General features: G+C 65.5%; 19 protein-coding genes. 17 read left to right on the top strand and 2 right to left on the bottom strand.

Features of this window, described 5'->3' with window-relative positions; translation table 11 throughout:
* Positions 1 to 55: 55 nt before the first annotated feature.
* From sufC to QT17_RS00500, 12 genes are all read left to right on the top strand, one after another.
* Complete coding sequence (gene sufC / locus QT17_RS00555; protein WP_039455114.1) at positions 56 to 808, top strand: Fe-S cluster assembly ATPase SufC; 753 nt, start codon at positions 56 to 58, stop codon at positions 806 to 808.
* Positions 805 to 2,211: a Fe-S cluster assembly protein SufB gene (sufB, locus tag QT17_RS00550; RefSeq protein WP_039455112.1), complete on the top strand. Its 1,407-nt coding sequence runs from the start codon at positions 805 to 807 to the stop codon at positions 2,209 to 2,211. Before sufC ends, sufB begins: the two co-directional genes overlap by 4 nt.
* Positions 2,212 to 2,269: 58 nt before the next feature.
* A complete protein-coding gene (gene sufD / locus QT17_RS00545) occupies positions 2,270 to 3,562 on the top strand; it encodes a Fe-S cluster assembly protein SufD (RefSeq protein WP_039455110.1) in 1,293 nt (430 codons plus the stop codon).
* A gap of 5 nt (positions 3,563 to 3,567) precedes the next feature.
* The gene (locus tag QT17_RS00540) at positions 3,568 to 3,870 is read left to right on the top strand and encodes a Rieske 2Fe-2S domain-containing protein (RefSeq protein ID WP_039455105.1); all 303 of its coding nucleotides are present in this window, start codon (positions 3,568 to 3,570) and stop codon (positions 3,868 to 3,870) included.
* A 117-nt stretch (positions 3,871 to 3,987) separates the two neighbouring features.
* The gene (locus QT17_RS00535; protein WP_015716308.1) at positions 3,988 to 4,188 is read left to right on the top strand and encodes a heavy-metal-associated domain-containing protein; all 201 of its coding nucleotides are present in this window, start codon (positions 3,988 to 3,990) and stop codon (positions 4,186 to 4,188) included.
* Positions 4,189 to 4,197: 9 nt separating this feature from the next.
* Positions 4,198 to 4,482: a metal-sensitive transcriptional regulator gene (locus QT17_RS00530; RefSeq protein WP_015716307.1), complete on the top strand. Its 285-nt coding sequence runs from the start codon at positions 4,198 to 4,200 to the stop codon at positions 4,480 to 4,482.
* A gap of 86 nt (positions 4,483 to 4,568) precedes the next feature.
* Positions 4,569 to 6,944, top strand: coding sequence for a heavy metal translocating P-type ATPase (locus QT17_RS00525; protein WP_255347403.1), 2,376 nt, complete (start codon positions 4,569 to 4,571; stop codon positions 6,942 to 6,944).
* A 37-nt stretch (positions 6,945 to 6,981) separates the two neighbouring features.
* Complete coding sequence (locus tag QT17_RS00520) at positions 6,982 to 7,194, top strand: SHOCT domain-containing protein (RefSeq protein ID WP_039455084.1); 213 nt, start codon at positions 6,982 to 6,984, stop codon at positions 7,192 to 7,194.
* Complete coding sequence (locus tag QT17_RS00515) at positions 7,191 to 7,868, top strand: response regulator transcription factor (RefSeq protein WP_039455082.1); 678 nt, start codon at positions 7,191 to 7,193, stop codon at positions 7,866 to 7,868. The genes QT17_RS00520 and QT17_RS00515 overlap by 4 nt, the downstream gene beginning before the upstream one ends.
* On the top strand, positions 7,852 to 8,973 hold the full coding sequence (locus QT17_RS00510) for a cell wall metabolism sensor histidine kinase WalK (RefSeq protein ID WP_039455080.1): 1,122 nt from the start codon (positions 7,852 to 7,854) through the stop codon (positions 8,971 to 8,973). The genes QT17_RS00515 and QT17_RS00510 overlap by 17 nt, the downstream gene beginning before the upstream one ends.
* Before the next feature lie 10 nt (positions 8,974 to 8,983).
* Positions 8,984 to 9,499, top strand: coding sequence for a CueP family metal-binding protein (locus tag QT17_RS00505; protein WP_039455078.1), 516 nt, complete (start codon positions 8,984 to 8,986; stop codon positions 9,497 to 9,499).
* Positions 9,500 to 9,505: 6 nt separating this feature from the next.
* The gene (locus QT17_RS00500; protein ID WP_039455076.1) at positions 9,506 to 10,264 is read left to right on the top strand and encodes a hypothetical protein; all 759 of its coding nucleotides are present in this window, start codon (positions 9,506 to 9,508) and stop codon (positions 10,262 to 10,264) included.
* A gap of 3 nt (positions 10,265 to 10,267) precedes the next feature.
* On the opposite strand, the gene QT17_RS00495 is transcribed toward QT17_RS00500, so the two are convergent.
* A complete protein-coding gene (locus tag QT17_RS00495; RefSeq protein ID WP_038044681.1) occupies positions 10,268 to 10,888 on the bottom strand; it encodes a class I SAM-dependent methyltransferase in 621 nt (206 codons plus the stop codon).
* A gap of 16 nt (positions 10,889 to 10,904) precedes the next feature.
* A complete protein-coding gene (locus QT17_RS00490; protein ID WP_039455073.1) occupies positions 10,905 to 11,729 on the bottom strand; it encodes a sulfite exporter TauE/SafE family protein in 825 nt (274 codons plus the stop codon).
* A gap of 104 nt (positions 11,730 to 11,833) precedes the next feature.
* Here QT17_RS00490 and QT17_RS00485 point away from each other — a divergent pair, with 104 nt between their 5' ends.
* The 5 genes from QT17_RS00485 (at position 11,834) to QT17_RS00465 (ending at position 16,735) form a co-directional block, all read left to right on the top strand.
* Positions 11,834 to 12,070: a hypothetical protein gene (locus QT17_RS00485; RefSeq protein ID WP_039455070.1), complete on the top strand. Its 237-nt coding sequence runs from the start codon at positions 11,834 to 11,836 to the stop codon at positions 12,068 to 12,070.
* Positions 12,067 to 12,720: a hypothetical protein gene (locus QT17_RS00480; RefSeq protein WP_039455068.1), complete on the top strand. Its 654-nt coding sequence runs from the start codon at positions 12,067 to 12,069 to the stop codon at positions 12,718 to 12,720. Before QT17_RS00485 ends, QT17_RS00480 begins: the two co-directional genes overlap by 4 nt.
* Positions 12,721 to 12,859: 139 nt before the next feature.
* On the top strand, positions 12,860 to 13,249 hold the full coding sequence (locus QT17_RS00475; RefSeq protein WP_039455065.1) for a DUF302 domain-containing protein: 390 nt from the start codon (positions 12,860 to 12,862) through the stop codon (positions 13,247 to 13,249).
* 58 nt (positions 13,250 to 13,307) lie between these two features.
* On the top strand, positions 13,308 to 14,711 hold the full coding sequence (locus QT17_RS00470; RefSeq protein WP_039455063.1) for a multicopper oxidase family protein: 1,404 nt from the start codon (positions 13,308 to 13,310) through the stop codon (positions 14,709 to 14,711).
* Positions 14,711 to 16,735 carry a heavy metal translocating P-type ATPase gene (locus tag QT17_RS00465; RefSeq protein WP_039455060.1) on the top strand — a complete coding sequence of 675 codons (2,025 nt, stop codon included), beginning with the start codon at positions 14,711 to 14,713 and terminating at the stop codon, positions 16,733 to 16,735. Before QT17_RS00470 ends, QT17_RS00465 begins: the two co-directional genes overlap by 1 nt.
* Positions 16,736 to 16,749 lie beyond the last annotated feature (14 nt).

Genomic DNA, 16,749 nt, shown 5'->3' with positions numbered 1-16,749 from the left:
TCTTACTGCGAACGGGTCGCAGTAAGGGCGCGGCCCGGCCTTAGGAGGCAGAAGCATGAACCAGCTGGAAATCCGCGACCTATGGGCTTCCATTGACGGCGAGACCATCCTCAAGGGCGTGAACCTGGTGGTCCCCAAGGGGGAGGTGCACGCCCTCATGGGCCCCAACGGGGCGGGCAAGAGCACCCTGGGCAAGATCCTGGCCGGCGACCCCGAGTACGTGGTGGAGAAGGGGGACATCCTCTTGGACGGGGAGAGCATCCTGGAGCTTTCCCCGGACGAGCGGGCCCGCAAGGGGCTTTTCCTGGCCTTCCAGTACCCGGTGGAGGTGCCAGGGGTCACCATCGCCAACTTCCTGCGCCTGGCCCTGCAGGCCAAGCTGGGCCGGGAGGTGGGGGTGGCGGAGTTCTGGGCCAAGGTGAAGAAGGCCCTGGAGATCCTGGACTGGGACGAAAGCTACCTCTCCCGCTACCTCAACGACGGCTTCTCGGGCGGGGAAAAGAAGCGGAACGAGATCCTGCAGCTTTTGGTTCTGGAGCCCAGCTACGCCGTGCTGGACGAGACGGACTCGGGGCTGGACATTGACGCCCTCAAGGTGGTGGCCCGGGGCGTGAACGCCATGCGGGGGTCCGGCTTCGGCGCCCTGGTCATCACCCACTACCAGCGCATCCTGAACTACATCCAGCCCGATAAGGTCCACGTGATGATGGACGGGCGCATAGTAACCTCCGGCGGCCCCGAGCTCGCCTTGGAGCTGGAGGCCAAGGGGTACGAGTGGCTGCGGGAACGGGTGAAGGAGGGAGCATGAGCCAGGTTGACCTGAGCGCCATTGGCGAGGAGTACAAGTACCACTTCGTGGACGAGGTCAAGCCGGTCTTCGTGGCCGAGCGGGGGCTTACCCGCCGGGTCATTGAGGCCATCAGCTACCACAAGGGCGAGCCCGAGTGGATGCTGAAGTTCCGCCTGCGGGCCCTGGAGATTTTCCAGAAGAAGCCCATGCCCACCTGGGGCCCCGACCTCTCGGGCCTGGATCTGGACAACCTCGTCTACTACGTGAAGCCCGCCGAGGTGCGGGACGCCAAGAGCTGGGAAGAGGTCCCGGAGGAGATCCGCAAAACCTACGAGCGCCTGGGCATCCCCGAGGCGGAGCGCAAGGTGCTGGCCGGGGTGGGGGCCCAGTACGACTCGGAGATGGTCTACCACCGAGTGCGGGAGGAGCTGGAGCGGCAGGGGGTTATCTTCGTGGCCATTGAGGAGGGCCTGAAAAAGTACGAGGACCTCTTCAGGGAGTACTTCGCCAAGGTGGTCCCCCCCGAGGACAACAAGTTCGCCGCCCTGAACTCCGCCGCCTGGTCTGGAGGCTCCTTCGTCTACGTGCCCCCAGGGGTCAAGGTGGAGCTCCCCTTGCAGGCCTACTTCCGGGTGAACACCCCCGAGTTCGGCCAGTTTGAGCGCACCCTCATCATCGTGGACGAGGGGGCGGAGGTGCACTACATTGAGGGCTGCACCGCCCCCATGTACTCCACGGAAAGCCTCCACACCGGGGTCATTGAGATCGTGGTGAAGCGGGGGGCGCGGAGCCGCTACACCACCATTCAGAACTGGTCCACCAACATGTACAACCTGGTGACCCAGCGGGCCTTGGTCTACGGGGACGCCTTCCACGAGTGGCTGGACGGCAACCTGGGCTCCAAGGTCACCATGAAGTACCCCTCCAGCTACCTCCTGGAGCCGGGGGCCCGCACGGAGATCCTCTCCATCGCCTTTGCCAAGACGGGGCAGCACCAGGACACCGGGGCCAAGATCATCCTGGGTGCCCCCCACACCTCGGGCACCATCGTCTCCAAGAGCATCTCCAAGGGCGAGGGTCGGGCCAGCTACCGGGGCCTGGTGAAGGTGCTGGAGGGAGCCAAAGGCGCCAAGGCCAACGTGGAGTGCGACGCCCTCCTCATTGACCCGGAAAGCCGCACGGACACCTACCCCTACATTGAGATTGAGGAGGACACCGCCCACGTGGGCCACGAGGCCACGGTGTCCAAGATCAACGACGAGCAGATCTTCTACCTCCAGTCCCGGGGCCTCAAGGAAGACGAGGCGGCGGCCCTCATCGTCCGGGGCTTCATTGAGCCCATCGCCAAGGAGCTTCCCTTGGAGTACGCCGTGGAGCTCAACCGGCTCATTGAGCTGGAGATGGAGGGCTCGGTCGGCTAAAGGCCCTATGGCGTGGGAAGGGGCCTAAAGGCCTCTTCCCCTTTTGCGAGGAGGCAGGATGCAGGTACTGGACAAGACGCGGGTGGAGGCCATCTCCCAGGCTCTAGGCGAGCCCGCCTGGCTTCTGGAGAAGAGGCTTAAGGCCCTCGAGGCCTTCGCCAAACTCCCCTACCCCAGCAAGAAGGACGAGAACTGGCGCTACACCGACCTCTCCGAGGCCCCCTTGGAACAGGAGGTGGAAGCCCCCAAGGGCCTACGGCTTTCCCGGGACGAGCTTCCCGAGCTGGTGCGGCGCCGCTTGGAGAAGACGGACGTTTCCGGCTTCCTGGTCTTCGTGGGGCCCGATCTGGTCCACGCCGAGGTGCCTGAGGAGCTTTCGGCCAAGGGCCTCGTCTTCACCTCATTGACCGAGGCCCTGAAAACCCACCCGGCCCAGGTGGAAAGCGCCCTCTTCCAAGGGGTCTACACCGAGGACAAGTTCGCCGCGCAGAACAGCGCCTTCTTCACCCACGGGGCCTTCCTCTACGTACCCGCGGGGCTCGAGGTGGAAAAGCCCCTGGGGGTCTTCAAGGTGCTGGAAGGGGGCAAGGCCTCGGCGGGCCGGAGCCTCATCTTCCTGGAGGACAACGCCAAGGCCGCCTACATCGAGGAGTACCTCTCCTTGGACCTCCCCCCCACCCTGCACCTCTCCGCCACGGAGATGGTGCTCCGCCCCGGGGCCAGGCTCCGCCACGCCCACATCCAGACCTTTGGCCAGGGGGTGTGGCACTTCCACCGCCAGCGGGCCCTCCTGGAGCGGGACGCCGGGCTAAACGACCTGGTGGTGAACCTGGGGGGCGCTTACGCCCGGAGCGAGGTGGCTTCCGAGCTTCTCGGCCCCGGCGGCGAAAGCGAGATGCTGGGCCTTTACTTCGGCCATGGGCAGCAGCACTTTGACCACTACACCCTGCAGCACCACGTGGAGCACCATACCCGAAGCGACCTCCTCTACAAGGGAGCGGTGAAGGACGAGGCCCGGGCGGTCTTTTCCGGCCTCATCAAGCTGGAACGGGGGGCCCAGAAGACCGACGCCTACCAGGCCAACCGCAACCTCATCCTCTCCCCCACCGCCCGGGTGGACTCCATCCCCCAGCTGGAGATCGGGGCCAACGACGTGCGTTGCACCCACGGCAGCACCACCGCCCCCGTGGACGAGATGCAACTCTTCTACCTGCAGTCCCGGGGCCTGTCCCGTAGCCTCGCCCAGGAGCTTTTGGTCAAAGCCCACCTGGCGGACGTCCTTAACCGCATTCCTCTAAAGGCCTTAAGGGCCCACCTCGAGGCGGTGATCGAGGAAAAGGTTAGAATCTGAAGACCATGTGGACCCCGGTGGCCAAGCTGAGCGAGCTGGAAAACGGCAGGCTGGTGGTCAAAAGGCCCGAGCACCGGAAGCCCATCCTCCTCCTCTACACCGGGGAGGAGGTCTTCGCCCTGGAGGACATCTGCACCCACGACGGCGGCCCCCTCCACGAGGGGGATGTGGAAGACGGCCAGATCGTCTGCCCCCGGCACGGGGCCCGCTTCGACCTGAAAACAGGCCGGCAGACCCTTCCCGCCCCCAGGCCCGTCAAGGTCTTCCCCGCCAAGCTGGAGGGGGATACCATCCTTCTGGACCTCTAAACGCCCATCCCGTCCGCAAGGCCCCAAGGAGGACTTGGGGCCTTTGTCCTTGACGGCGGGCGGAAGAAGCGCTAGGGTGAGAGTACCCACCCCACCTGGGGTGGGGGGAGGTAAGGGATGCTGAAACTCAAGGTAGAAGGCATGACCTGCAACCACTGCGTGATGGCGGTCAAGAAGGCCCTCATGAAGGTGCCCGGGGTGGAGAAGGCCGAGGTAAGCCTGGAACGGGCCGAGGCCCTGGTGGAGGGCAAGGCGGACCCTGAGGCCTTGATCCGGGCCGTGGAAGAGGAAGGCTACCGGGCCGCCCTGGCGGGCTAAGGAGGCCCTGTGCCCCGCCACCCCCTCCACCTGGACCCCAAGGTGCGGGAAGAGGCCAAAAGGCGCCTCCTCTCCGCCAAGGGCCACCTCGAGGGCATCCTGCGCATGCTGGAGGATCCCCACGTCTACTGCGTGGACGTGCTGAAGCAACTGAAGGCGGTGGAGGGTGCCCTGGACCGGGTGGGGGAGATGGTCCTAAGGGCCCACCTCCGGGACCACGTGGCCACCGCCCACGAGCGGGGGGACGTGGAGGAAATCGTGGAGGAGCTGATGGAGGCCCTCAAGTACCGTTGATCCCACCCGGTCCAGGGCGGGGTAGAGGCCCAAGGGCACACCAGCCCGGGGAAAGCAAAGGGGTTTCCGCTAGGGGGTACGAAGCCATGGCATTGGAAGTGAAGGTAGGGGTAAAGGGCATGACCTGCGCCTCGTGCGTGGTGCGGGTGGAAAGGGCCTTAAAGAGGGCCCCGGGCGTGGAGGAAGCCCGGGTCAACCTCACCACCGAGGAAGCCTTTTTGCGCCTTCAGGAAGGCATAGACCTCAAGGAGGTCCTGAAGCAGGTGGAGGAAGCCGGCTACGAGCCCGTGGTGGCCCGGGTGGAGATCCCCATCCGGGGCATGACCTGCGCCGCCTGCGTGGCCCGGGTGGAAAGGGCCTTGAAGAAGCTACCCGGGGTGCTTTCCGCCCACGTGAACCTGGCCACGGAGAAGGCCTTCGTGGAGTACCTCCCGGACACCGTGACCCTCCCCCGCCTGCGCCAGGCCATCCGGGATGCAGGGTACGAGCCCCTGGAGGTGGCCCAGGAGGAAAAACGGGCCCCCGCTTACCCCTTGGATCTCCTCATCGCCCTGCCCTTTGCCTTCCTCACCCTTCTCCTAGCCATGGGGCCCCTGCTTCTTCCCCTTCCCCACTTCCCTCCGCTTTTGCAGGCCCTCACCGCCCTCCCCGTCCTCTACGCCGGCCGCCGCTTCTTCCGCCAGGCCCTGGCGGAGATCCGGCACCGTTCCCTGGGCATGAGCACCCTGGTGGCCCTGGGGGCAGGAAGCGCCTACCTCTACTCCTTTCTAGTTCTGCTCTTTCCCACCCTTTTCCCGGAGGAGGCCCGCCATCTCTACCTCGAGGCGGGGGCGGTGATCCTGGCCCTGATCCTTTTGGGCAAGCACCTGGAGGAAAAGGCCAAGGGGAAGGCCTCGGAGGCCATCCGCAAGCTCCTGGCCTTGAGGCCCAAGACCGCCCGGGTGGTTCAGGAAGGGGAGGAAAGGGAAATCCCCGCCGAGGCCCTCATCCCCGGGGATCTGGTGCGGGTGCTTCCCGGGGAGCGCATCCCTGCAGATGGGGTGGTGGTGGAGGGCTTCAGCCATGTGGACGAGGCCATGCTCACCGGGGAGCCCATCCCCAAGGCCAAGAAGCCCGGGGATGAGGTGGTGGGGGGAACGGTGAACGGGGAAGGTCCCCTCCTCATCCGGGTAAGCCGGGTGGGGGAGGCCACGGTCCTGGCCCAGATGGCCCGCCTGGTGGAGGAAGCCCAGGCCTACAAGCCCCGGGTGCAGGAGGTGGCGGACCGCATCGCCAGCGTCTTCGTGCCCATCGTGCTCATCATCGCCCTTATCACCTTTACCCTTTGGATTCTCTATGGCCCCGGCCTCTCCTACGCCTTCATGGCCCTCCTTTCCGTTCTCCTCATCGCCTGCCCTTGCGCCATGGGCCTCGCCACCCCAGCGGCCATCGCTGTGGCCACGGGGCGGGCGGCCCAGCTCGGCCTCCTTTTCCGCAAGGGCCAGGCCATCGAAGGCCTCGCCCGGGCGGATACCGTGGTCCTGGACAAAACCGGGACCCTGACCCAAGGGAAGCCCACCCTCACGGAACGCCTGGGGTTTGCCCTAAGCCCTGAGGAAGCCTTGTGCCTCGCCGCCGCCTTGGAGCGGGGAAGCGAACACCCCATCGCCAAGGCGGTTCTGGAGGCAGCCAAGGATCTCAGCCTGCCCGAGGCCGAAGGGGTGCGGGCCCTGCCCGGGGAGGGCATCGAGGGAGTGGTGGAGGGGAGAAGGCTTTACCTGGGGGGTCCAGCCCTGATGGAGAGGCTTGGGGTGGCGCTTCCCAAGGAGGCCTGGGAGCTATCCGAAAAGGGCTACACTCCCCTTTACCTGGCGGATGGGGAGAGGCTTTTGGCCGCCTTCGGGGTCTTTGACCCCCCCAAGCCCGAGGCCAAGAAGGTGGTAGCCGCTTTAAAGGCCCTGGGCCTCAAACCCGTCCTCCTCACCGGGGACCACCCCATCCCGGCCAGGCGGGTGGCCGAGGCCTTGGGCATAGAGGAGGTGCTGGCCGGGGTGCGCCCTGAGGGTAAGGTGGAGGCCATACGGCACCTCCAGGCCCAGGGGCGGAAGGTGATCTTTGTGGGGGACGGCATCAACGACGCCGCCGCCTTGGCCCAGGCCGATGCGGGCATCGCCCTGGCCACGGGCACGGACATCGCGGTGGAAGCCGGGGATGTGATCCTGCTTTCGCCGAGCCTGGAAGGATTGGTGCACGCCATCCTCCTATCCCGGCGCACCCTAAGGACCATTTACCTCAACTTCTTCTGGGCTTATGCCTACAACATCCTCCTCATTCCGGTGGCAGCCGGGGCTCTTTACCCCTTCACCGGGCTTCTTCTGAACCCCATGCTGGCGGCCGGTGCCATGACCCTCTCCAGCCTCTTCGTGCTCAGCAACTCCTTGAGGCTAAAAGGGTTCCAGCCAAGGAGCTTTACCGTAGCTTAATCCGCCGAGGCTAAGCTGGAACTAGGAGGTGAAAGGTATGTGGTGGTGCGACCACGGTGGGTACCTGGGCTGGTGGGGGCCCCTCTTAAGCCTCCTTTGGTTCGCCCTCCTAGGCCTCTTGGTCTACTGGATCGTCAGGACCTTAGCCCCTGAGCGGCGGGACCGGGCCTTAGAGGTGCTAAGGGAGCGCTACGCCAGGGGGGAGATCGACAAGGAAACCTTTGAGCGGATGAAGTGGGACCTGGCATGAAGGTCCTCCTGGCGGACGACGACCCGGCCCTCCTCGAGGTCCTGGGGGTCTACCTAAGAGGAGCGGGGTTTGAGGTTTTGCAGGCCGAGGATGGGGAAAGGGCCCTCGAGCTTTACCCCCGGGCCGATCTCATCATCCTGGACCTCATGCTGCCCAAGCTGGACGGTTTCAAGGTCCTGGAGGAGGTGCGCCGGGAAAGGCCCGAGCTACCCATCCTCATGCTGACGGCAAGAGGAGAGGAGGAGGAAAGGGTTAAGGGGCTGGAGCTCGGGGCCGACGACTACGTGGTCAAGCCCTTCAGCCCCAAGGAGGTGGTGGCCCGGGTCAAGGCCCTCCTCAGGCGGGCTGGCCTCAAGGAAGAGCTCAACTATGGCCCCTTGCGCCTTCTTCCCAAGGAGCGGCAGGCCTACCTGGAGGGCAAGCCCCTTCCCCTTTCCCAGCTGGAATTTGACCTCCTCCTCACCCTGGCCCAGCATCCGGGGATGGTCTTCACCCGGGAAAGGCTCTTGGAAAAGGTATGGGGGCCGGATTTCCCGGGCATAGACCGGGTGGTGGACGTGCACATCGCCGGGCTTAGGAAGAAGCTCATGGACGATCCGGAAAACCCCCGGTTCATCGAAACGGTACGGGGGGTGGGGTACCGCTTCCGGGAAGGCGATGCGCCTCTTCGCTAAGCTTTTCCTGAGCCACCTTCTGGTAGCCCTCCTGACCCTTTTTCTCTTCTTCCTCCTGGCCGAGGCCCTGGCCCCCTCCTTCTACCGGGAACATGTGGAACGCATGTACCACGCCCTCTCCATGATGGGGGGGCTCATGATGGGCGAGGCCTTGAGGCGGGACCTCGAGGAGGGCCTGCGTTCCACCCTCACTACCGCCCTCCTCGCCGCCCTTCCCCTCTCCGTAGCCGGGGCCGCCCTCTCCGCCTCCTTCGCCAGCCTGCGTTTCTCCCGCACCGCAAGGCTTCTTTCCGAGGGAAGCCGGCGCATGGCCCAAGGGGAGTACCGGGTGCGCCTTCCCCTTCTGGAGCAGGACGAGCTGGGCGAGCTGGCCCTCCACTTCAACCGCCTGGCCGAGGCCCTGGAAAGGGTGGAACAAAGCCGGGTGGAGCTCATCGGTACCGTGGCCCACGAACTGAGGACCCCCCTATCCGCCCTGCAAGCCTATGCCGAGGCCCTGGCGGACGGGGTCATGGAACCCGAGAGGGCAGCGGAGAGAATCCAGCAGGAAGTGCGGGCCATGAGCCGGCTGGTCCGGGATCTCTCCCTGGTTTCCCAGGTGGAGTCCAAAGCCGTGGAGCTTCACCCCCAGCCCCTGGACCCCCACGCGCTTTTGGAACAGGCGGCGGAACGCTTCCGCCCCGCCTTCCAGGCCAAGGGCGTGGCCCTGGAGGTGGCGACCCCCTCCTTGCTTCCCCGGGTCTGGGCCGATGCGGAACGGACCCTCCAGGTGCTCGCCAACCTGCTTTCCAACGCCCTCCGCCACACCCCGGAGGGAGGAAGGGTGAGGCTTGGGGCGGAAAGGACAGGCCAGGCAGTGGTCTTCAGCGTGGAGGACACAGGACCCGGCATCCCCGAGGAACACCTTCCCCGCATCTTTGAGCGCTTCTACCGCATAGACCCCTCCCGCAGCCGTCAGGACGGGGGAACCGGAGTGGGCCTCACCATCGCCAAGGGCCTGGTGGAGGCCATGGGGGGAAGGATCTGGGTGGAAAGCCAGCTGGGCCGGGGAAGCGTTTTCCGCTTCACCCTACCCCTTTACACAGGCTTAACAGGCAGGGCTTAGGGTGAGAGCCATGAAGAAGCTTCTGGCGCTTGCCCTAGGCGTGGCTTTAGGCCTGGCCCAGACTCCCTCCCCCGAGGCCCTCAAAGGCCTGAAGCCCGAAGAGGCCCTGGCCCTGGCCAAGCGGTGGCGGGAAGAAGGGCAAAGGGTGGTGAGCTACGTGACCCCCAAGGCCTTCTTCTTCGAGTTCCCGGACGGTCGCAAAGCCCAGGTGGCCCTCAAGGACCGCTTCCTTCTGGCGATAGCCCCCTACGTGAGCCGTACCCATCCCTGCCAGGTCCACTACTTCTCCAGCTGCACGGGGGAACTCCAGGAGGAGGTCTTTGAGGTCCGGGTGCTGGAGGGGGAAAAGGAGGTGCTCAAGACCCAGGTCAGATCGGGGAAGGACGGGTTCTTTGAGCTCTGGTTGCCCCGCAACCGCCGCTACACCTTGGAGATCCGCTGGGGGAACCTGGCGGCCACCGGCTCCGTGGCCACCTTCAGCCAAAGCCCCACCTGCTTGACCGGCTTCCGCCTCGCCTCACGGTAGAACGCCATGCGCCCTTTCACCTTTTTTACCCTCTTCCTCGGCCTCGCCCTGGCCCAAACTCCCCTGTGTCCGGTGCCCACGCGGGACGTTCACGCCCTCCTGTGGCATCCCTCCGGAGCCTTGCTCCTGGGCCACCACGACGGCATTGTTCTCTGGAATAACAGCACCTCCCAGGACCTGGTGCGGCGGCGGGACTGGGACGCCATGAACCTGGCCTGGGACGGCAGGCGCCTCCTGGTTGCCGGGCACTGGATTCTTGCGGAAAGCCAGGATCTCAAGCGCTTCCGCGACCTAAAGCCCAAGGGCCTTCCCGCCTTGGACCTCCACGCCTATGCCGTAAATCCCAAGAAGCCCGAGGTCCACTACACCCTCGAGGCCACCTACGGCTACTTCCAGAGTCAGGATGGAGGGCAGACCTGGACGAAGTTGCCTGCCCAGGGCCTGCCCAAGGCGGGGATGGCCTTTTTACTGGTGGACCAAAAAGGGCGCCTCTGGGCCTCCCTTATGGAAAGAGGGCTCTTCCTGAGCGAGGACGGGGGCCAAAGCTTCCGCCCCCTCCCCTCCCCAGACCCTGCCCCGGGACCCTTGGCCCTCTCCCCCTCCGGCACCCTGCACCTGGGAGGAAAGCTCGGCCTCTGGCGGCAGACGGAGGCAGGGTGGCGCAGGCTCTGGCAGGGGACGGTCCTGGCCCTGGCCGCCCACCCCCAGGAGGAGGGCCTGCTGGCCTGGGTGGACGGAAGGGGCACCCTCTGGCGGGGGCGCTAAGGGCTATTCCTTCCAGGCCACCCCGGCCACATGGGGGGCCACCAGGGGAAGGGGCAAAGCGAAGGACGCTGCCTCCACCCGGGCAAACCCGGCCTCCCGGATAAGGGCCAGGGTTTCCCGGTTGGGGTGGCAGCCATCCCCCAAGAAGGCCCATAGGGGGCAGAGGAGGTCCTGGGCCCAGCGCAGGCCGGAACCCCGGGGAGCGGCCACATGTTCCAAAAAGACGAAACGCCCCCCGGGCTTCAACACCCTAAGGATCTCCGCCAACGCCCGCCTGGGATCCTCCACCGAGCACAGGACCAAGGTGGCCACCACGGCCTCCACGCTTCCCTCCGGCAGGGGGATGGCCTCCGCCTGACCTAAAAGAACATCGCCGGAAAGCCCCCTGAGGCTTAGAGCCCGCCGGAGGTGGGGGTGGAAGTAGGGATTGGGCTCGAGGCCAATCCAGTAGACCCCATCCGGCAGGTAGGCCAGGTTGACCCCCGTTCCCGGGCCGATCTCCAACACCGTGCCCGCCAGGCCTCCCAGGAGTTTCCTCCGCCAGGGCTCGCTTACCCTGGCGTGCCCCTGGGAAAGAGCGGGAAGAAGCGCCGCGAAAAACCGGGCCCTTAGACCCCTCTTCATGCCCTTGCCTCCCATGCTAGAGGTTCCAGTAAAGCACCGTGTCCAAAATCCCCAGCACCACGAAGACCCCTCCTGCACCCCTCAAAAGCGCGCTCCCCAGATGGCGCATCCCCTTAAGGGCTTGGCCCCGGCCCAGGCGGGCGAAGAGCAGTAGCAGCAAACCCAAGGGGAGACCCGTCCCCAGGGCAAACACACCGGGGAGCAGGAAACCCAGGGGGGAGGCCAGGGCCAGGGGAAGCAAAAGACCGAAAAAAAGCCAGAAGAGGGTGGGGCAGAAGGCCAGGCCGTAAACCCCCCCGAGGGCTAGGGGCCCAAGAAGCCCGCCCCACGTTCCCACCCGGGCCCCCACGCCCTCCGGCACCCCCCAGGCCAGGGGCCAGCGCACCACCCCCAAAAGGCCCAAGCCCACCAGGACCATGAAGGGGCCAAGGGCCAAGCGCACCGGGCGGAAGACCGCCCCGGGGTTGTCCAAAACCCCGCCCAGGAAAAAGAGAACGACCCCGGCCAGCGCCAGGTAGGTGAAGGCCTTCCCCAGGAGAAAGGCCAGAAACCGGGGCCAGACCCTCCCCTCGAGGGCGGAAGGAGCCAGGTAGGCCAGGGCACTGGCCCCCGTGGTGATCTGGCAGGGAGCGAAGGCCGCCAGGACTCCCAGGAGAAAAGCGGAAAGCCATGGCACCCCCACCTCCCGCCTCAGCCCGTCCACCCACGGGGCCAAGAGGGCGTATAAGGAGTTGGCTACCCGGTAAAGCTCCCAGGATACCTCTTTCAGTAACCCACTTCCCAAGGCCAACCCAATCAGGACCAGGAAAGCGAAACCAAGCCCCACGTATCCTCTCGGCATCTACGTAAAGACTAGGGGCCCAATGTTAAGCCCAGGTAAAGCCAGCTCCTTTACGCCAGCTTAACAATACCGGCCTAGGGTACAGATGGAGGTGGATCGTGGGCATGATGGGTTGGGGCGGCATGGGTTTCGGGTGGTTCCTCGGGCTTCTCAACATGCTCCTCATCCTGGCCCTCTTGGCTGGCCTCTTTTACCTGGGGCTTCGGGCCTGGGGGGGAGGCGGCGGGCCCAAAAAGGATGCGGCCCTGGAGGCCCTGCGCCTCCGGTACGCCAGGGGCGAGCTGGACGAGGAAACCTACAGAAGGTTGCGGAAGGAACTGGAAAAGAGAGGTGAAGCATGAAACGCTACGGTTTAACTCTAGGAGTTCTGGCCCTTGCGCTTTTAGGCCTTGCCCTCACCCAGGGCATGATGGGGGACTTCGGCCCGGGGATGATGGGCTACGGCCCGCAGTACGGCCCGGGGATGATGGGCTACGGCATGATGGGCGGCCACGGGATGATGGGCATGATGGCGGTCTACCCTCCGGAAGCCCGGCCCATTCCCCAGGCAGAAGCCAAAGCGCGGATGGAGGCTTACGCCAAGCGCCTCTACCCAGGGGCACGCCTTAAGGACTTCATGGCCTTCAGCCAAAACTACTACGCCCAGGTGGTGGACGAGAAAGGGCAGGGGCTTTTTGAGCTCATCGCCGATCGCTACACCGGGGTGGTTTCCCCGGAACCTGGCCCCAACATGATGTGGAACACCCGTTACGGCATGATGGGCGGGCCCGTGCAGACTCCTGTCCGCTTCCCCTTGGCGGAAGCCAGGAAGCTGGCCGAGACCTTCCTGAAAGGCTACCTCCCGGGTGCCCAGGTGATGGAAGCCGGGGCTTTCCCCGGGTACTACACCTTTGACTTCGGGCGCAAGGAGGTGGAGGGCATGCTTTCCGTGAATGCCTACACGGGGGAGGTCTGGGTCCACACCTGGCACGGCTTCTTCCTGGGAGAGTGATCCCGGTAGGGCCCTTGCCCGGGGCAGCTGCCCTGGGCGGGGCCCGGGCCTTTCCTATACCCCCCAAAACCCCTCAACACAACTTTCACGAAAGGCCTTTTCCCTCAGGTTCCGCTACACTTTAGGTAAGGAGGGTATCGTGACGGACCTAAGGAAAACCCTAAAAGCCAGCCTGGCCGAGGCCCGGGCCCGGCTGGAGGCCGCTCTAAAGGAAGAGGGCTTCGGCATCCTCACGGAGATCGATGTGGCCGCCACCCTAAAAGCCCGCCTGGGCCTGGAAAGGCCCCCTTACCTGATCCTGGGGGCCTGCAACCCGAACCTGGCCGCTAAGGCCCTCGAGGCCGAGCCCGATATCGGCCTCCTCCTCCCCTGCAATGCGGTGCTCAAGGAGGGGCCAGAGGGCGTGGAGGTCCTCTTGCAGGATCCCAGGGAGATGTTCCGGATCCTTCCTACAGAAACCCAGGAGGCGCTCAAACCCGTAGCCGAGGAGGCGAGAAACCGGCTGGAGAAAGCCCTGGCCAAACTCTAGGGGGTTCTGGAGGGACCTTTATACTTCCTTTACAAACCCCCCTTATCCTCATAAGGGTATGAATACCGACCGCCGAGCCCTTCTTAAGCTCACGGCAGGCCTTCTTCTATCTCCCCTGGCCAGGGGGCAGGCCCCCTTTCCCGAGCCCCCGGTGCTCAAAAGCCGGGAAGGGCTATTACAGGTGCGGTTGAAGGTGGCCCCCACTCCCGTTACCGTGGCCGGGCGGGAAGCTCGGCTTTGGACCTATGGGGGTAGCTTCCCGGGGCCCACCCTTCGGGTACGCCCCGGGGATACGGTTCGCCTCGAGCTGGAAAACCTCCTCCCCGAATCCACCAACCTGCACTGGCACGGGCTTCCCATCTCCCCCAAGGTGGACGACCCCTTTTTGGAAATCCCGCCCAGGGAAACCTGGAGCTATGTTTTCACCGTCCCCCAGGACCTGGCGGGAACCTTCTGGTACCATCCCCACTTGCACGGGCGGGTGGCCCCCCAGCTCTTCGCCGGACTAGCGGGGGCCCTGGTGGTGGAAAGCCCCGTGGACGGGATTCCTGAACTCCGGGAAGCCGAGGAGCACCTTTTGGTCCTCAAGGACCTGGAACTCGCATCAGGCCGCCCCGCCGCCCACACCCCCATGGACTGGATCAACGGCAAGGAGGGCAACCTCCTCCTGGTCAACGGGGCCTCCCGCCCCACCTTGCGGGCCGGCAAGGCCACCTTGCGCCTCCGCCTGCTGAACGCCAGCAACGCCCGCTACTTCCTGCTTAAGCTGGAGGCGCACCCCCTTTACCTCATCGCCAGCGACGGGGGCTTCCTGGAGGAACCCTATGAGGTCCCCGAACTCCTCCTGGCCCCCGGGGAACGGGCAGAGGTCCTGGTGCGCTTCCAGAAGGAAGGGGCTTTCCGCCTCCTCGCCCTTCCCTACGACCGAGGGGTCCACATGATGGGCGGGATGGAGCACATGGGCCACGGAGGAATGGCCATGGGAACAAGCCAAAGGCCCCAAACCCTCCTCACCCTGGTGGCCCCGCCCCGCCCCAAACCCCTCCCCCTGCCCAAGGCCCTGGCCAAACTGCCCGCCCTCAGCCCCAACCAGGCCAGGGTGACCCGGCGCATCACCTTCACGGAGGACATGATGGCCGGGCGCTTCTTCATCAACGGCAAGACCTTTGACCACCGTCGGGTGGACTTCCGCGGGCGGGTGGGCGACCTCGAGGTCTGGGAGTTGGAAAACCAAGGGGACATGGACCATCCCTTCCACCTCCACACCCATCCCTTCCAGGTCCTCTCCGTGAACGGCAAGGCCTTCCCTTACCGCGCCCTTAAGGACGTGGTGAACCTAAAGGCCAAGGAGGTGGTGCGCCTTCTGGTTCCCCTTAGGAACCTGCCCGGGAAGACCGTCTTCCACTGCCACATCGTGGAGCACGAGGACCGGGGCATGATGGGGATTCTGGAGGTGAGCTAATGCCTCCCCACCACCATCACCACCACCATCACCACCCTTCCCACACTGCCTCTACTAAGGCTTTGGACCGGCATGCCGGCCATACCCCGGAGATGTTCCGGAATCGCTTCCTGGTCTCACTTCTCCTCACCCTGCCGATCCTTTACGCCTCTGATGAGGTGAGGGGTTTCCTCCGCTTACCCCCCTGGGACGGGGTCCCTTGGATGCCCCTCCTCCTCGGAACCATTATCTACTTCTATGGCGGGGGCGTATTTCTCCAGGGTGCCAGCCGGGAGCTAAGGGGAAGGCGGCCGGGGATGATGACCCTGGTGGCCTTGGGGATCACCGTGGCCTTTGCCTACAGCCTGGCTGTGGAGCTGGGCCTAAAGGGGAAACCCTTCTGGTGGGAACTGGCCACCTTGGTGGACGTGATGCTCCTGGGCCACTTTCTGGAAATGAAGGCCATCCTGGGGGCAGGGGAGGCCCTAAGGGCCTTGGCCAAGCTGATGCCCCAGACGGCCCACCGGGTCCGGGATGGCCGGATTGAGGACGTGCCCACCGAGGCCCTAAAGGAAGGCGACCTCATCCTCATCCGCCCGGGGGAGCAGGTGCCCGCGGATGGCGTGGTGGTGGAAGGAGCCACCAGCATGAACGAGGCCTTCCTCACCGGGGAGTCCCGGCCCGTGGCCAAAGGGGTGGGGGACGAGGTGCTGGCTGGGGCGTTAAACGGGGAAGGAGCCATCGTGGTGCGGGTAACCCGCACCGGAACCTCCACCACCCTGGGGCAGATCATGCGCCTGGTGGAGGAAGCCCAGGTTTCCCGGAGCCGGTTTCAGGACCTTGGTGAACGAGTCGCGGGGTGGCTTTTCTACGTGGCGGTGCTGGGTGGAAGCGCAACCTTCCTCCTATGGCTTCTAGCCGACGCATCCTTGTCCTTCGCCCTGGAGCGGGCGGTGACCGTGGTGATTATCGCCTGTCCCCACGCTCTGGGCCTGGCCATACCCTTGGTGGTGGTCAACGCCACAGCCATGGCCGCCCAAAGGGGAATCCTCATCCGAAACCGGGAGGCCTTTGAGCGGGCCACGGGCCTCCGGTACGTGGCCCTGGACAAGACCGGCACCCTCACCGAAGGGCAGTTTGAGGTGCGGGCGGTGTATGCGGATGGCCTTGGGGAGCAGGAGGCCCTAACCTTGGCCGCGGCCCTCGAGGCCTTCTCCGAGCACCCCCTGGCCCAGGCCATCCTGGAGGCCGCCAAGGAGCGGGGGCTTCCCCTCCCCTCGGTCCAGGACTTCCGGGCCATCCCCGGGAAAGGGGTGGAGGGCCGGGTGGAAGGCCGCCTCTACCGGGTGGGCCGCCCAGAGTGGGCGGGGGAGCTGGGCCTGGAAGTGCCCCCTTCCCTGCGGCAGGGCCTGGAGGAGGCCGAGGCCCGGGGGGAGAGCGTGGTGGCCCTGATGGACGAAAGTCGGGTCCTCGCCTACCTGGCCCTCCGCGACCGCCTCCGCCCCACGGCCAAGCAGGCGATAGACGCCCTGAAGCGCATGGGGATCACCCCGGTGATGCTCACTGGGGACGCGGAGGCCGTGGCCCGAACCGTGGCCCGGGAGCTGGGGATAGAGCGCTACCGCGCCCGGGTGCTACCCCAGGACAAGGCCCGTATCGTGCGGGAACTAAAATCCCAAGGCCCCACCGCCTTTGTAGGGGACGGGATCAACGACGCCCCTGCCCTCTTGGAGGCGGACCTTGGGGTGGCCATCGGAGCGGGGACCAATGTGGCCATGGAATCCGCCGATGTGGTGCTGGTCAAAAGCGATCCCCTGGACGTGGTCCGCCTCCTCCACCTGGCCCGGGCCACCCGGAGGAAGATGCTCCAAAACCTCTTCTGGGCCACGGGGTACAACATCGTGGCCCTGCCCCTGGCCGCCGGCGTAGCCTACCCCTTTGGCCTCCTGCTTCCCCCGGCCCTCGGGGCCCTCTTCATGAGCCTTTCCACGGTGGTGGTAGCCCTCAACGCCCTCCTCTTAAGGCGGGCGCGCCTGGATACCTAGGGCTAAACTGGAGG

The organism is Thermus sp. 2.9, assembly GCF_000794385.1.
In the GTDB taxonomy this organism is placed as follows: Bacteria; Deinococcota; Deinococci; order Deinococcales; family Thermaceae; genus Thermus; species Thermus thalpophilus.
This window is presented reverse-complemented; position numbering and strand designations above follow the sequence as displayed.

Excerpts from the sequence above, each read along its gene's own strand:
- sufC (WP_039455114.1), top strand. The coding sequence starts at position 56 with ATGAACCAGCTGGAAATCCGCGACCTATGGGCTTCCATTGACGGCGAG.
- sufB (WP_039455112.1), top strand. The coding sequence starts at position 805 with ATGAGCCAGGTTGACCTGAGCGCCATTGGCGAGGAGTACAAGTACCAC.
- sufD (WP_039455110.1), top strand. The coding sequence starts at position 2,270 with ATGCAGGTACTGGACAAGACGCGGGTGGAGGCCATCTCCCAGGCTCTA.
- QT17_RS00540 (WP_039455105.1), top strand. The coding sequence starts at position 3,568 with ATGTGGACCCCGGTGGCCAAGCTGAGCGAGCTGGAAAACGGCAGGCTG.
- QT17_RS00535 (WP_015716308.1), top strand. The coding sequence starts at position 3,988 with ATGCTGAAACTCAAGGTAGAAGGCATGACCTGCAACCACTGCGTGATG.
- QT17_RS00525 (WP_255347403.1), top strand. The coding sequence starts at position 4,569 with ATGGCATTGGAAGTGAAGGTAGGGGTAAAGGGCATGACCTGCGCCTCG.
- QT17_RS00520 (WP_039455084.1), top strand. The coding sequence starts at position 6,982 with ATGTGGTGGTGCGACCACGGTGGGTACCTGGGCTGGTGGGGGCCCCTC.
- QT17_RS00515 (WP_039455082.1), top strand. The coding sequence starts at position 7,191 with ATGAAGGTCCTCCTGGCGGACGACGACCCGGCCCTCCTCGAGGTCCTG.
- QT17_RS00510 (WP_039455080.1), top strand. The coding sequence starts at position 7,852 with ATGCGCCTCTTCGCTAAGCTTTTCCTGAGCCACCTTCTGGTAGCCCTC.
- QT17_RS00505 (WP_039455078.1), top strand. The coding sequence starts at position 8,984 with ATGAAGAAGCTTCTGGCGCTTGCCCTAGGCGTGGCTTTAGGCCTGGCC.
- QT17_RS00500 (WP_039455076.1), top strand. The coding sequence starts at position 9,506 with ATGCGCCCTTTCACCTTTTTTACCCTCTTCCTCGGCCTCGCCCTGGCC.
- QT17_RS00495 (WP_038044681.1), bottom strand. The coding sequence starts at position 10,888 with ATGAAGAGGGGTCTAAGGGCCCGGTTTTTCGCGGCGCTTCTTCCCGCT.
- QT17_RS00490 (WP_039455073.1), bottom strand. The coding sequence starts at position 11,729 with ATGCCGAGAGGATACGTGGGGCTTGGTTTCGCTTTCCTGGTCCTGATT.
- QT17_RS00485 (WP_039455070.1), top strand. The coding sequence starts at position 11,834 with ATGATGGGTTGGGGCGGCATGGGTTTCGGGTGGTTCCTCGGGCTTCTC.
- QT17_RS00480 (WP_039455068.1), top strand. The coding sequence starts at position 12,067 with ATGAAACGCTACGGTTTAACTCTAGGAGTTCTGGCCCTTGCGCTTTTA.
- QT17_RS00470 (WP_039455063.1), top strand. The coding sequence starts at position 13,308 with ATGAATACCGACCGCCGAGCCCTTCTTAAGCTCACGGCAGGCCTTCTT.
- QT17_RS00465 (WP_039455060.1), top strand. The coding sequence starts at position 14,711 with ATGCCTCCCCACCACCATCACCACCACCATCACCACCCTTCCCACACT.